The sequence below is a fragment of the Isoptericola cucumis genome (genome assembly GCF_014635665.1).
Lineage (GTDB): Bacteria > Actinomycetota > Actinomycetes > Actinomycetales > Cellulomonadaceae > Isoptericola > Isoptericola cucumis.
The window spans coordinates 364,547-378,758 of record NZ_BMDG01000002.1 but is presented as its reverse complement, the minus strand read 5'-3'; the positions used below and the strand labels follow the sequence as shown (position 1 = coordinate 378,758).

10 protein-coding genes and 1 tRNA gene are annotated in these 14,212 nt (G+C 75.7%); 5 read left to right on the top strand and 6 right to left on the bottom strand.

Translation table 11 applies throughout. The annotated features are described in order from the left end of the window. Nucleotides 1–101 precede the first annotated feature (101 nt). From IEW03_RS03900 to IEW03_RS03890, 3 genes are all read right to left on the bottom strand, one after another. A tRNA-Ala gene (locus tag IEW03_RS03900) sits at nucleotides 102–174 on the bottom strand. 51 nt (nucleotides 175–225) lie between these two features. Further along, a complete protein-coding gene (locus IEW03_RS03895) occupies nucleotides 226–1,575 on the bottom strand; it encodes a hypothetical protein (RefSeq protein ID WP_188522326.1) in 1,350 nt (449 codons plus the stop codon). Between the two features lie 138 nt (nucleotides 1,576–1,713). Continuing rightward, nucleotides 1,714–2,355, bottom strand: a complete 642-nt coding sequence (locus IEW03_RS03890; protein ID WP_188522325.1) for a GNAT family N-acetyltransferase — start codon at nucleotides 2,353–2,355, stop codon at nucleotides 1,714–1,716. Between the two features lie 122 nt (nucleotides 2,356–2,477). Here IEW03_RS03890 and IEW03_RS03885 point away from each other — a divergent pair, with 122 nt between their 5' ends. Then, nucleotides 2,478–3,158, top strand: coding sequence for a 5-formyltetrahydrofolate cyclo-ligase (locus IEW03_RS03885; RefSeq protein ID WP_188522324.1), 681 nt, complete (start codon nucleotides 2,478–2,480; stop codon nucleotides 3,156–3,158). 29 nt (nucleotides 3,159–3,187) lie between these two features. On the opposite strand, the gene IEW03_RS03880 is transcribed toward IEW03_RS03885, so the two are convergent. Beyond that, nucleotides 3,188–5,746 carry a penicillin acylase family protein gene (locus IEW03_RS03880; protein WP_229737428.1) on the bottom strand — a complete coding sequence of 853 codons (2,559 nt, stop codon included), beginning with the start codon at nucleotides 5,744–5,746 and terminating at the stop codon, nucleotides 3,188–3,190. A gap of 267 nt (nucleotides 5,747–6,013) precedes the next feature. Between IEW03_RS03880 and IEW03_RS03875 the strand changes: the two genes are divergently transcribed. The 3 genes from IEW03_RS03875 (at nucleotide 6,014) to mscL (ending at nucleotide 7,868) form a co-directional block, all read left to right on the top strand. Then, nucleotides 6,014–6,364, top strand: coding sequence for an FmdB family zinc ribbon protein (locus tag IEW03_RS03875; protein WP_188522323.1), 351 nt, complete (start codon nucleotides 6,014–6,016; stop codon nucleotides 6,362–6,364). Between the two features lie 119 nt (nucleotides 6,365–6,483). After that, nucleotides 6,484–7,296, top strand: a complete 813-nt coding sequence (locus IEW03_RS03870; protein ID WP_188522322.1) for an SAF domain-containing protein — start codon at nucleotides 6,484–6,486, stop codon at nucleotides 7,294–7,296. A 131-nt stretch (nucleotides 7,297–7,427) separates the two neighbouring features. After that, complete coding sequence (gene mscL / locus IEW03_RS03865; RefSeq protein WP_229737363.1) at nucleotides 7,428–7,868, top strand: large conductance mechanosensitive channel protein MscL; 441 nt, start codon at nucleotides 7,428–7,430, stop codon at nucleotides 7,866–7,868. A 13-nt stretch (nucleotides 7,869–7,881) separates the two neighbouring features. Here mscL and IEW03_RS03860 read toward each other — a convergent pair whose 3' ends face one another. Then, nucleotides 7,882–8,124: a hypothetical protein gene (locus IEW03_RS03860; protein WP_188522321.1), complete on the bottom strand. Its 243-nt coding sequence runs from the start codon at nucleotides 8,122–8,124 to the stop codon at nucleotides 7,882–7,884. A 53-nt stretch (nucleotides 8,125–8,177) separates the two neighbouring features. Further along, on the bottom strand, nucleotides 8,178–12,386 hold the full coding sequence (locus tag IEW03_RS03855) for a PDDEXK-like endonuclease domain-containing protein (protein WP_415803384.1): 4,209 nt from the start codon (nucleotides 12,384–12,386) through the stop codon (nucleotides 8,178–8,180). 578 nt (nucleotides 12,387–12,964) lie between these two features. On the opposite strand from IEW03_RS03855, the gene IEW03_RS03850 reads away from it, so the two are divergent. Continuing rightward, the gene (locus IEW03_RS03850) at nucleotides 12,965–14,200 is read left to right on the top strand and encodes an MFS transporter (RefSeq protein ID WP_188522320.1); all 1,236 of its coding nucleotides are present in this window, start codon (nucleotides 12,965–12,967) and stop codon (nucleotides 14,198–14,200) included. Nucleotides 14,201–14,212 lie beyond the last annotated feature (12 nt).

Genomic DNA, 14,212 nt, shown 5'->3' with positions numbered 1-14,212 from the left:
ACGCGCGACTTTCGTCCACGAGGGCGTTCTCGAAGGGGAGTAGGGACAGTCCGGGGACGACGAAGGCCGCCGACCTCACGGTCGACGGCCTTCGCCTTCGGTGGAGCTAGGGGGATTCGAACCCCCGACCTTCTCATTGCGAACGAGACGCGCTACCAACTGCGCCATAGCCCCAAGAGCGGTGCCAACATTAGCACCCCGCCACGGCAGGTCGGCAAATCGTGGTCAGCCCGCGGCCCGGCGCCGAGCGAGGATCTGCTCCAGCGGCAGACCGAGCGTCTCGGTCCGGGGCCGGGGCTCGTCGCCCGCCGTGGCGGACGCCTGGTCGGCCGTCTGGCCGGCGCCTCGGTCGGCGCCGTCGTCGGGTGCCGCAGCGCGGTCGACGGCGCGGTCGGCAGCACGGTCCGCGGCGCCACGGGCGGGCGTCGCGGTCGGCCCGAGCGCGCCGTCCATGGTCGCGGCGAGCGACCCGGCCGCCGTCTGACGACCGAGCGTGAACGACCCGTCCGGCGACACCCGCGGCATGCGCGGCGGCGCCGTGGCCTTGGTGACGTACGTCGGCAGGGGCACGGGGACCGGGTCCCACGGCTCGCCCCCGACGGGACGGGCCTTCGCGGGCGCCGGCGGTTCGGGAGCCGACGGCGCGGGCGCGGACTGCTCGGGTGCGGGCGCCTGCGGTGCCGGTGCGACCTCCCGGTCGCCGTCACCGCCGCTCCGGCCGGAGCCGCCCGGGGCGCGGCCCGCGGGCTCACGGCGCACCTGCGCGGTGGTGACGACCTCGACGGGGTCGGCCCGGTCGGGTCGCGCGGGCGAGACGAGCGGTCGGGACGACGTCGCGTCGTCCGCGGCGGCGTTCGACGCGGACCGGCCCGACGACGACGCGCTCACCCGCGGGATCATCTGCGTGTGGGTGGCCGACGGGCGGACGGCGTGGCCCGTGACGCGCGCCCGGTTGCGCGGCACGTACGGCCCGCCGTTGGCGAGGGCACGGGCCTGTGTCGCCTCCCGCTGCGCGCTGCGACGCTCCGCGACCCAGCGCGCGTCGGTGCGGCGTGCCGCCCGCGCCGCGAGGCGACCGAGGACGAGCACGACCAGCAGCAGCCCCGAGGGGACCGCCCCCGCGTACCAACCGGCCGTGCCGGTCGCGACCACGGCCCAGCCGGCCGCGGTCGCCAGGAGCAGCAGCAGCGTGAGCACCAGCCGGCGGCGGGCGCGCGCGGCCCGGCGCTCGAGCACCGCGAGGCGGGACGCGCGGGGCTGCGGACGGGACGACCCGGCAGGCGCCGGGCTGCGCGGCGCGTCCCTGTGCTCGTCGTGACCCATCGGTCGCTCCCCTCCTGCGTCGTCAGGCGACGGCCCGGACGCCAGGAGCGGCACCGGCCCGTCGGTGGTGATCGCCGGCGCGGGCACCCGGCCGCCGTCGGCCACGGCCAGCACCCGCAACCCGGCGGAGAACCTGTCGTCCACGCGCGAGTCGACCAGCTGCTGCCGAAGCCGTAGACGGTGCGGCACCCAGAAGCCCAGCCACAGGACGAACAGCGCGAGCGCTGCTACCCCTGCCGCCGACGATTCCACACACGCGACGGTAGGGGACGCCTTGACCCCATGGACGGCACCGGGGACGGCGTGTCCGGTGTCGGTGCCGGTCGAGCGCCGACCTGGACCCGACCTGGACCCGACCCGGCCTCGACCCGGCCTCGACCCGGCCTCGACCTAGAGCTCGTCGCGGGCGCGCTGCCAGCGGGCCAGCAGGCCCTCGGGGACGTCCTCCGTCGTGAGCGCGAAGGTGCGGTGGTCGCGCCATGCGCCCTGGATGTGCAGGTACCGCTCCCGCACGCCCTCGTCGCGGAACCCGAGCTTGGCGACCACCCGCAGGCTCGGGGCGTTCTCCGGGCGGATGTTCACCTCGATGCGGTGCAGCCCCAGCACCCCGAGGCAGTAGTCGCCCGCCATCGCGACCGCGGTCGGGATCACGCCGCGGCCCGCGACCTCCTGGGACACCCAGTAGCCGATGCTCGCGGAGCACAGCGACCCGTACACGATCTGCGACACCGTCAGCTGTCCCACCAGGGCGCCGTCCAGCTCGACCGCGAACGGCAGGGTGGTGCCGGCGCGCGCCTGCGCGGACAGGGCCCGCAGGTAGTCGACGAACGTGGCCGCGCCCTGCCGCTCCCCCGGGGCGGTCGCCTCCCACGGCTCGAGCCAGCGCGCGTTCTCGATGCGCAGCCGCTGCCACTCCGCCCCGTCGCGACGACGCAGCGGGCGCAGCACCACGGCGCCCGCGCCCCCGTCCTCGCGCAGCGTGACCGGCCAGGAGCGCGACACGCTCCACGCCCGGGCGTGCTTGTGCGTCATGCCACCCCGATCCGCCGGTCGCCCGGCCCTCGTCCTTCGCTCGGACCAGTGATCCGGGCCACCCTCGATGCCTCCCGGCGCGCGCCGGGGCCCTCCCGACGGGACCCTGCCACAATGGCCCCATGCGCGGCGACCGCAAGGAAAACTCAGCTCACCAGCCCTACCCGATCCTCGGGGGGATGGAGCCCGCCGAGGCGAAGGAGGAGCTGCGCAGAGCCATCCGCAGCCATCGCACCGAGCGCTCCCCGCGGTTGCGCGACGAGGCGGCCGTCGCGTTCGCCGACGTCCTCGACACGGTGCCTGCCGTGCGCGACGCGGCCGTCGTCGCCACCTACGTCTCCCGACCCACCGAGCCGGGCACGGGCGTCCTGCTGGACCGCCTCGCCGCGCGCGGCACCCGCGTGCTCCTGCCGGTGCTGGGTGCGGGGCTGGCCCGCGACTGGGCCGAGTACGCCGGCGCCGACGACCTGCTCGAGCGCGCCCCCGGACGGCCGCCCGAGCCGTCCGGGCCTGCCCTCGGCGCCGACGCGATCACGCAGGCGGACGTCGTCGTCGCGCCAGCACTCGCGGTCGACAACCGCGGGGTGCGCCTCGGCCAGGGCGGCGGCTGGTACGACCGGTCGCTCAAGATGGCCCGCCCCGGCGTGCCGGTGGTGGTGCTCGTCTTCCCCGAGGAGGTCTACGACGCCACCGAGCGCCCGCTGCCGCTCGAGGAGCACGACGTGCCCGTGCACGCCTTCGTGACGCCGACGGGCTGGCAGCCGCTGCCGGCGCCCGCCCCCGCTCCGGCGCGGGCGGGCTGATCCCGCGCGGGGGCTGACCCCGAGAGCGATCAGGGCGTGAGGGTGCTGCGCGCCTCCGCCGCGGCCTCGACCGCCTCGCGCGAGAACGGCCACGCGAACGTCTCTCCCGCCGCCCACGCCCCTAGCTGGTCGTCGTAGTGGGACGACGCCGGGTGGCCTGACGTGCCCGTGGCGGTCACCCACGTCGAGGCGTCCAGGTCGGCGAGGTCCACGACCATCCGCATCGACGGGCCGGTCGTCACGGCGAAGCTGCCGGTGCCGGCGTCCCACCCGGTGGCGTTGACTATCGACGACCCGCCCGGCATCCGCACCGGGTCCGGGTTCATGTAGTCGCGCACGAAGGCGGGCACGCCCGCGCCGCCGAGCACGGGGTGCTCGAGCCGGAGCGAGTGCAGGGTGCCCCACGTCCAGTCGGCGGGCTCCTTGGACAGCTCGACCGTCAGGTCGCGGCGCGCCGTCGTGACCGCGCGGGTGAGGATCTCGTCCCGGGTCTCGACGACGTTCACGGTGGTGCGGTCGTCCCAGAACCGGTCGTCGGGGCGTTCCAGCATGGACTGCACGACCTGCAGCCAGCGCGAGCCGCCCTCGGGCCGCATGCTCTCCGGCAGGTCGTCCCAGAAGGTCTCGGCGAGGAGGTTGCGCCAGACCGCGGCGAAGTAGGCCGCGGCCGGCGAGTCCACGTCGGTGCGGTAGTCCCAGTCGGCCAGCAGCTCGAGGCCCGCGGACTCGAACGACCCGTCCACGTCGAGCTCGAGCAGCACCGGGACGAGCGCCGCGGCGAACGGCGACCAGTCGTCGTTCTGGATGCGGTTCATGTCGGCCGCGTCGAACGGCCGCCCGGTCGAGATCTGCTCGTCCAGCAGCGTGCGGATGCGCTCGGAGCGGTAGCCGTAGTCCCAGTCCTCGGTGAGGAACGGGCCCGACTCCCCCGGCAGCACGGCCTGGTTGGCGGCGACGACGTACCCCTGGGCGGGGTCGAGGGCGCGCGGCATCCGCTCCTCCGGGACCCAGCCCTGCCAGTCGTAGCGCGGGTCCCAGCCCGGACGCGGCCACGTGCCGTCGGACGGCACGGGCCCCTCGACGTCGTCGCGCTCGGGGATGCGGCCGGGCGCCTGGTAGCCGATGTGCCCGTCGGTGGTCGCGAAGACGATGCTCTGGGCGGGCACCTCGAACTGGGCCGCGGCGTCCCGCACGTCGTCCTCGTCGCGGGCCGTGTTGAACGCGAAGACGGCGTCGGCCGTGCGGCCCGGCTGCAGGGCCGTCCACTGCAGGGCGACGTCGTACTCCCCGAACTCGGTGCCGGACTCGGTGGGCGATCCGACGACGTCCTCGACGTCGAGGACGTCGGAGACGAGCGGGCCGTGCGCGGTGCTGCGCACCGTGAGGTCGACCGGGCTGGCGCCCGCGACCCGGATCGTCTCGGTCCGCACGTCGAGGGGCTCCCACTCCTCGGCCTCGGAGTCCCGCAGCCACGTGTCGCCGCGGACGCGCTCGACGAAGAAGTCGGTGACGTCGGCGCCCATGTTGGTCAGGCCCCAGGCCAGGTCGGCGTTGTGCCCGATGATGACGCCGGGGAAGCCGGCGAACGAGAAGCCGGCGACGTCGAAGGGGCACTCCGCCGTCACCTCGTTGCAGTGCAGGCCCACCTGCGACCAGATGCCCGGCGAGGACAGCGCCAGGTGCGGGTCGTTGGCCAGCAGCGGCTTGCCGGACGCCGTGTGCTCCCCCGACACCACCCACGAGTTGGAGCCCGAGGCGTCGCCCCGGCCGACGAGCACCGGCACGGCGTCCAGCGCGGTGCGGGTGGCGTCCATCGCGCTCTCGAGGCGGGCGGAGGCCTCGCCGCCGGCCGAGCCGAGGATGTCGGCGTCCTCGGGCCCGGTGGCCTCGGAGCCGGCCGCCGGGCCGTCGTCCGTCCGGTTCGCCAGGTCGCGGGTGCGCAGGACCGGCGCGTTCCCGCTCTCGTCGTAGGCCGGGAAGAGCTCGTCGACGAGGGCGCTGTCCCCGAGCGTGCTGTAGGCGAGCGCGCGGTCGAGCTCGTCGTCGTAGTTGCCCCGCAGGTCCCAGGCCATCGCCTTGAGCCAGGCGAGCGAGTCCACGGGGTCCCACGGCTCCGGCTCGGAGACCTCGGCGTTCGCCCCGAGCACCGTGTACTCGACGGCGAGCTGCTCGGGGTCGCGCTCCTCCAGGTAGGCGTTGACGCCCTGCGTGTACGCCTGGAGGTACTCGCGCGTGGAGTCGGAGATCAGGTGCCACTCCTCCTCGGCCACGCGCCGCCACCCGAACGTGCGGATGACCTTGTCGGCCTCGACCGCCTCGGGGACGTTGCCGACGAGCTCGGCCAGCCGGCCCGACGTCACGTGGCGGCGGTAGTCCATCTCGAAGAAGCGGTCCTGCGCGTGCAGGTACCCCTGGGCGAGGAAGAGGTCCTCGGCGGAGTCGCCGTACACGTGGGGCACGTCCTGCGCGTCACGACGGACCTCGACGTCGGCCGAGAGGCCCGGCACCTTCTGCGTGCCCTCGTGGTCGGGCAGCGGACGCCGGACGGTGACGACGGCGAACACGGTGCTGGCCACCAGGGCGAGCACGACGACCACGGCGATCCCGACGACGACGCTGCGCAGCCGGGACCGGCGCCGCGGCGCCGGCTCGTCCTCCAGCGACTCCTCGAGCTCCGGCGGGATGCCGGCGGACGTGGGGCCCGACGTGGGGTCGTCGTCGGGCGAGCTGCCAGGTGCTGCGGGGGGCGCGGTCGATGACACGCAGGCGAGACTACCGCCCCGTATGATTGGCACTCGCAAGACCTGAGTGCCAGCGATCCTGCCCGATCGCCGCATCCGTCCCGAGGAGATCACGTGCCCACCTACGCGTACCGGTGCGCCGACTGCGACCACGCGTTCGACGTCCACCAGGCGTTCACCGACGACTCGCTGACCGTCTGCCCCGAGTGCGGCGGCCGCCTGCGCAAGCAGTTCGGCTCCGTGGGGGTGACCTTCAAGGGCTCGGGCTTCTACCGCAACGACTCGCGCAAGGGCGCGGGCTCGTCGAGCTCCGGGTCGTCGTCGTCCGGCGGCTCCAAGGATTCGTCGTCCAGCAGCTCGTCGGGCTCGTCGTCGGGCTCGTCGTCGAGCGGCAGCAGCTCGTCGGGCGGCTCGTCCTCGAGCTCGTCCGGATCGTCGGGGTCGTCCAAGGCCGCCTCCGCCTGACGCCTCCGCCTGACGTTGTGGCCTGAGGGTCGGCGCCGAGCCTGCCCCCAAGCCTGCGCGTCCACAGGCGTCGTCCGGACGACGGAGGCCGGGGTGCACGGCGACCTAGCGTCACGGCCATGCCCGACCGCACCCCGAGCACCCGCCCCTCCGCCCCGCGCCGCGACGCCGGGCGCCCCGACCGCCCGTCACCGCGGCGGCTCGCCCGCCGGCTGAGGACGCTGTCCTGGCGGCTGCGCTACGTGCTCGCGGCCGCCTGCTGTGGCATCGCGGCCGCGCTCGTCGTGCAGGCGCTGCGGCCCGAGCCGCCGCCCACCGTCGACGTCGTCGTCCCCGCGCACCCGCTCGCCGCCGGCGAGGCCGTGCGGCGCGCGGACCTCGACGTGCGCACCGTGCCGGCGGCCATGGTGCCCGCCGACGTGCTGACCGACGCGGGAGCCGTCGTCGGCCGGGCACCCGCCGTGACGCTGCCCGCCGGCCTGCCGCTGCACCCCGGGCTGCTGCCTGGCGGCGGGGTCGTCTCCCAGGCGCCGAAGGGCACCGTCGTCGTGCCCGTCCGGCTCGACGAGACCGCCGCCGGCTGGCTGCGGCCCGGCGACCGCGTCGACCTCCTCGCGCGTGACGACGGCGGGGCGACGCCGGTCTCCGCCGGCGTCGAGAGCGAGGACGGCGCGAACGGCACGAGCGGCGCGGGCGCTGGCTCAGACGCGGGCTCAGGCAAGGACGACTACCTGGCGAGGCGGGCGCTGGTGCTTCCCGGCACGGGCTCTCCGGCCGACGGCGGCGGGGCCGGCGGCGGGCTGCTGGGCGGCGCCGCCACCGGCCCGTCCCCCGGGCGGGACGTCACGCTCGTGGCCGTCGCGCCCGACGACGCGCCCGCGCTGTCAGCGGCGTCCGGCTGGGGCACGGTGGGCGCCGTCCTCGTCCCGTGAGCGGCGTGGACCGACCCGCCGGGCAAGCGCCATCCGTTGCAGGGCCGCCCCGTCGCGGCGAGAATCGGCCACGGCCATCCGGGCATCCGCCGTGTGCGAGCTGCCCGGGGACACGCACTCAGGGGGAAGACATGAAGAACATGATGTCCGGGTTCAAGGACTTCATCATGCGGGGGAACGTCGTCGACCTCGCCGTCGGCATCGTCATCGGCGGTGCCTTCACGGCGGTCGTGACGGGGCTGCTGGACGGCATCATCAACCCGCTCATCGCCGCGATCTTCGGGCAGCCGGACATCTCCGGGGTGGGGCAGTTCGAGATCAACGAGTCCCTGTTCAGCATCGGGGTGTTCCTCAACGCCGTGCTGAACTTCCTCATCGTCGCCGCCGCGTTGTACTTCATCGTCGTCGCGCCGCTCAACCACCTGGCCGAGCGCCGCGCGCGCGGCAAGGAGGAGGAGCCCGAGCCCATGGAGCAGGACGTCATCCTGCTGCAGGAGATCCGCGACCTGCTCGCGGCCCAGCGGCCCGGCGCCACGTCGGCCGAGCCGCCGCACAGCTCGCACGGGCTCTGACCCGGTCGGCCCCTCACCAGTGCGGCGGCACGTCCTGCTGCAGCCGGTCGTCGTTCGAGCCGTGGCCGCCGCGCTCGTCGCGCGTCACCCCGAAGCCGCTCTCCCGCTCCGTGCCCTTCCGGACCGCCCGGCGGGGGCCGCGTCGACGACGCTCCGTCGCCGGGTCGTCGGGAAGACGCGCACCGGGCTCGGGCGACCCGGGCCGCTGCTCCCGGTCGGGGCGCGGCTCCTCCTGCTCGGTGTCGTGCTCGCTCACGGAGGCCATTGTCCACCCGTCGCCCGGCCCGCGCGGGCGCGACCGGCTCGCGCTCAGTCGGTGACGGCGTCCTTCGTCCCGTCCGCGGGGGCCGGCTCGTCGTCCCCGAGGGGACGGGCGGCGTCCTGCCCCTCGCCCGCGGCCTCGGCGTCCGTCGAGGCCTCGGCGTCGTCCGTCGCGGCCTCGGCGTCCGGGACGTCCGGGCCGGCGTCGGGTTCGGGCGCCTGCTCGGCATCGTCGGCGACGACCTCCACCGGCGGGGCGTCGTCCTCGTCGTCCTCGTCGGGCAGCACCGGCACGACGACCTCCCGCGGCGGCACGACACCGCCCGCGGTGCCGATCCGCTCGTCGCGCACGCGCTGCACGAGCACGCGCACGCGCTCCGCCTCGCCGTCGGGGTCGAGGAACGCGGCCGCCGACCAGACCTGCGTCACGACCCACCCGACCCGCTCGAGGCGCTCGGCGAGCTGACGGTCGCGCACCCGCACCGACGGCTCGGCGACGTACGCGGCGTCGTCGGTGAGCACCGCGACCAGGAGCTGGCCGGGCAGGTCGGGGTGGCCGACGACCAGCGGGATGCGGTCGCCGTCCTCGGCCCCGTAGTCGGTCTCGACCAGGTAGCCGAGCTTCCACAGCCGCTCGCCCAGGTCGACCAGGAGCCGGTCGGGCGCACGGCCCACGTCCACGCCGTTGCCGAGCCGCACCTGGTCGGCCGCCCCCGAGCGGCGCTCGGCGAGGTCGAGCATCTCGGCGAGGAGCCGGGGCCCGGCGCCGCGCAGGCGTTCCGGGTCGAGCGCGTCGGCCCGGAAGCAGGACACCACGTGCAGGCGCTGCCGGGTGGCGCCCAGCGCCCCGAGCAGCATCGCCTCTCCCCCCGCCTCGCCGAGGACGCCGAAGCGGTGCAGCACGCGACCGTGCGGCGTGCGGCCGAAGCCGACGGACAGCAGGATCGTGTCGCGGGACAGTCCTGCGACGCCCGTGATGTCGGCGACGACCACCGGCTCGGGCCGCGACCCGGAGAAGAACGGCGCGAGCGCCGGGTTGGCCCGCACCTCGGCGAGCAGGGCCTCGCGGACCCGGTCCGCGTGGGCGGCCGTCACGGTGACGACCGCGAACGTCTCCTCGGGCCGGGTCAGGGCGTGCTCGATCGACGCCTCGACGACGCGGTCCACCTCGGCCTGCGTGCTCTCCACGCTCCCGGACACCGGGTCCGGCATCCCCGTGCCGTCGACGACGTCGAGGCGCACCAGCTCCTCGGCGCGCGGCAGGGGGGCCGGTCGCAGCAGCCCCTCGTACCCGTGGGCGGCGAGCAGCCGCGTCAGCTCGGGGTCGCGGCTGTTGTCGTGCGGCTGCAGGGTGACGGTGGGCAGCAGGCCGGCCAGGTCGTGCACGCTCGTGCCCGACGCCGACCGCGGGTCGCCGACCACCACGACCTGGCGGGCACGCGCGATCGCCGGCACCACGACCTCCGTGGGCACGTGCTGCACGGCGTCGAGGATCACGACGTCGGCGGTGCGGTGCGCGGGCAGCAGGTGCGGCACGAGGGTGGGCGTGGCGATGAGCGTGGGCCGCAGGCGCCGCAGCACGTCGCCGTGCCGCTCGGCCAGGTCGCGCAAGGTCGTGAGACGGCCCTCGATGAGCTCGGTGAACAGCGCCTCCGCACCGTCGCGGTCCTCCCGCATCACCGCGCCCAGGTGGGCCCGCGTCGCGACCCGCACCGGCTGGGCCAGGGCCGCCAGGTGCTCCCGGTCGAGCTGGCGGAACCGGCGGGCGAGCGCGTCGAGGCCGGCGCCGTCCTGCCCGGCCAGCGCCGGGTCGGCGGCCAGGAGCTGCTCGAACACCGACGACCACCAGGCGAGCTCGAGCTCCGCGTGGACGAGCGTGGCCGGCGAGCGCCGGTCGGCGAGGTCGTCGACGAGGTCCCCGATACCGGCGGAGCGGGCCCGGCGAAGCAGGGCGGTGCGCTCGGGCAGGGCGGCGAGCGCGACGGAGTCCCCGGCCAGGCGCTGGAGCCGTTCGGCGAGCCCGTCGAGGTCGAGGTCGAGCAGGTGCCCGCCCAGCGTCGTCGTGGCGAGCACGGGCTCGAGCGCCTCGAGGTCGATCCGCACGGCCTCGTAGGTGTCCTCGATGGAGGCGAGCCCCTCGGGGAGCGTCGGCCACCCGCCGCGCTGGGCGTGCTCGGCCCAGACCTCGCGCTGCTCCTGCACGTTGACGAGCGCCGCGTGCAGGTCGGGCACGCGCACGCCGGGGCGCACCATGTCCTTGGCCCGCTTGCGCAGCCGGCGCCGCGTCGGCCAGCCCATCTCGATGCCGTGCTCCGCCCGCCACCGCCGGGACGCCGTCGCCTGCACCAGGTCGGCGGCCGTGCGCTCGAAGACCATCGGGTGGAAGACGTCGAGGGTGCTGCGCATCCCGCCCAGCATCGTGAGCTGCTCACCCCACCGGCGCACGGTCGTCGGCGTCGTCAGGCCGGTGACCTCGACCGTGTACGCGATCTGGCGTCGCAGCTGCGGCAGGGTGACGTCGCGCAGCCGCTCGACGCGCAGCAGCGCCTGGCGGGCGTCGTCGTCCGTGACGAGCTGGGCGCCGAACCACGGCGTCGACGACGGGCGCAGGGTGAAGGCGCCGAGCTCGGCGGCGCGCACGAGGTCGGCCGCGAGCTCGCGGCGCCGCGGGCCGTCGAGCGCGACGACGGCCTCGGAGGCGAGCCGCACCCCGGTCGACGGCGCGGGCCGCTCCGAGGTGAGCCGCGCGAGCGCCTGCAGCGCGTCGTACGCGGAGACCTGCCAGGGCGAGCGCCGCTCGTGCAGCGCCTCGATGTACCCCGTGAGCTGGGCGCGCGTGCCGATCAGTGCGTCGCGCACCCGCGCCGTCGCGTCGGTGTCGACCTGCTCCGGCTCGCTGGCCATCGCCGCGAGCAGGCGACGGGAGACCTCCTCGCGCCACGTCGGGTGCGGGGGGATGTCCAGCAGCAGGGAGTCGAGGCCCAGGTTCTCGAGCCGCAGCGACAGGCGGTCGGCCGCCCGCCGGTGCCCCGTCACGTACAGCACGGACCGGCCGGCGGAGGTCGCCTCGGCCACGACGGCGGCGAGCGTGCCCGCGACGTCCGAGCCGACGGGGGCGTCGACGAAGAAGTGGCCGCCGGTGGCCAGCGCGTCGAGCGCGTGCCGCTGGTGCGGGTCGAGGTCGCCCACGCCGCGTTCGCGCGTCGGGTCGGCGTCGGTGCGGCGCACCTCGGGGAGCTCGAGCGAGCGGAGCCTGTCCGCCGCGTCGTCCACCCCGGCGAGCGCGGCGACCACCTCGTGGCGGTGCAGCGACGGCGCGAGCTCGTCGAGGTCGTCGACGAGCATCTGCCCCGGGTGGACGAACGTGCCGACGAGCACCCGCCGGTCGAGCGTGAAGTCGGTGAGCACCGCCTCCCCGAGCGAGGCGATGCGGGCGAGCACGTCCGTCGGGTCGAAGCCGGCGAGCGTGAACGTGGCCTTCGCGAGCGCCGCCGGGTCGAGCAGGGCACCGTGCGCGCGCAGGGTGCGCGCGACGACCGGGTTGATCTCGACGGTGGGCTCGAGCGTGAGGTCGTAGTCCGCGCCGCCGTCGCCGCGCGGGGTGAGCGTCACAGGCCGCAGGACGACGGGCGCGTGCACGACCCGGCCGCGGGCCGGCGCCTCGGCGGCGCCGTCGACCTTGCCGTCCGGCGTGCCGTCGACGCGGCCGGTCGCGCCCGCGGGTGGCACGGGTCGCTCCCCGGAGTCGCGGGCGGCCATCGACACGACGGGGATCGAGCTCGTGAGCGCGGGGCCCTCGTCCTCGGCGGCGGCTGAGGCCGGCTGACCGTCGGCGGCCGGGTCGTGCGCGTCGCCGGCGGGGTCGCCGTCGGGGGCGTCGCCTGCCTCGTGTCCCGCCTGGGGACCTTCGGCCGGGCCGGACGCGACCCGCGCCAGGGCCGCGACGTCGTAGCGCTGCGGACCACCCCCGCCGAACGGGACCTCCGGCGCCTCGTCGGGCTCCACCCAGGTGGCGACGCCGATCGCCAGGTAGGTGGGTGCCACCCCGTACCTCGACGCGTGCTCGGCCGAGCGCGCCGCGACCGCACGGGCGCGGCGTCGTGCCGCCGGGAGGGCCTCGCCCTCGCGCACCAGGTTGGAGAGCCTCGTGGGGCGGCCCGCGAAGAGGCCCGCGACTCCTGAGGGGTGCGCGGCCGACAGGTCGACCACGGCCTCGCCGAGCAGGCCCACGTCGGAGAGCGACGAGCCGCCCACCATCTCCACCAGCGACGCCCGCCAGCGGCGGGTGGCGGCCTCGACGGCGTCGGGGACCGTCGGGCCGGGCACCGGGCCGGAGCCGTCGCGCGCGTCCCGCCCGCCGGCCGGCTGAGCACCCGCACGACCGCCGTTCGTCCCGCGGCCGTTCTCCCCCGCGTCGGCACGCCGGCCCGCCTCCGGGGCGGCGACCGGCTCGGCAGGCTCCGCGGCCGGGGGCGTGACCGCGGTCGGGGCGGTGGTTCGTCGGGCGGCTCTCACGCCAGCACGGTAGAACGGCGCGGGTCCCGCACGGGGTCCGGCACGCCGACGGCGGCACGACAGGCCCGCGTGAAGCGCCGGAAGACGAGTCGACGCCCCCTCGGCGGGGGGTCCGAAGGGGCGTCGCGGCCGGGCTGGCCCGGCATAGGGCAGCGCGCACCGCGCAGGGGGCGGGCGATGCGCGCTGCCATCGAGAGTTTGCCGCTCGGGGCGGGTTCCGTCAATACCTGGCACCGGGCGTCCTCGCAACCTCAGGACGAAAAATTCCCGTGACCAGGGGATTCCCGAGGCAACTATGCTCGTCGGTCGTGGCAGGAGCGATGACGAGGCTGGTCGAGGCGGTGGTCCCGGCCCGCATGGGCAGCAGCTTCCGCTGGCTGCTGTCGTCGTCGTGGACGAGCAACATCGGCGACGGCGTCGCGCTCGCCGCCGGGCCGCTGCTGGTGGCGTCGCAGACGGACTCCGCCTTCCTCGTCGCGCTGGCCGCGATGCTGCAACGTCTCCCCTGGCTCGTCTTCGGGCTGTGGGCAGGGGTGCTCGCCGACCGGCTGGACCGTCGCCGGCTGGTCGTGGTCGCGAACCTGCTGCGCGCCGTCGTCGTCGCGGCGCTGAGCGTCGTGATCGTGACCGGCCACGTGAGCATCGGCATGGTCCTGACGGCGATGCTGCTGATGGGCGTGGCCGAGGTGTTCGCGGACACCACGTCGCAGACGCTGCTGCCGATGCTCGTGCGCCCCGCCGACCTCGGCACCGGCAACTCCCGGCTCCAGGCGGGGTTCCTCACCGCGAACCAGCTCGTCGGCCCGCCGCTGGGCGCGTTCCTGTTCGCCGCCGGGATGGCCTGGCCGTTCGTCGTCCAGGTGCTGTGCGTCGTGCTGGCGGTGCTCCTCGTCGCCCGCGTCGTCCTGCCGCCGGTGGCCCGCGACGTCACCACCGAGCGCACGCGCGTGCGCCACGACGTCGCCGAGGGCCTGCGCTGGATCTGGCACCACCCGCCCGTGCGCACGCTCGCCCTGGTGATCCTCGTCTTCAACGTCACGTGGGCTGCGCCCTGGGCCATCCTCGTGAAGTACTCGCTCGACCACCTGCACATGGGCGAGATCGGCTTCGGCCTGCTGACGACGGCGTCCGCCGTGGGCGGCCTGGTCGGCACGTTCTCCTACGGGCGGCTGGAGCGCCGGTTCTCCCTCGCGACCCTCATGAAGGTGTGCCTGTCGCTCGAGGTGCTCTTCCACCTGGCGCTCGCGCTGGCGACGACCGGGTGGGTCGCGATGGCGACGCTCTTCGTGTTCGGCGCGTACGGCTTCGTGTGGGGCACCGTGTCCAACACGATCCGGCAGCGCGCGACGCCGGCGCGCTTCCAGGGGCGGGTGGCGTCCGTCTACATGATGTGCGTCTTCGGGGGCATCGTCGTCGGCAACGCCCTCGGCGGCGTCCTCGCGCAGCAGTGGGGCCTCACCGCGCCGATGTGGTTCGGCTTCGTCGGCGCGGGCCTGACGCTCGTGCTCGTGTGGCCGCAGCTGGCGCACATCGCGCACACCGAGTCCGCCGACTGACCGCGAGGCGGC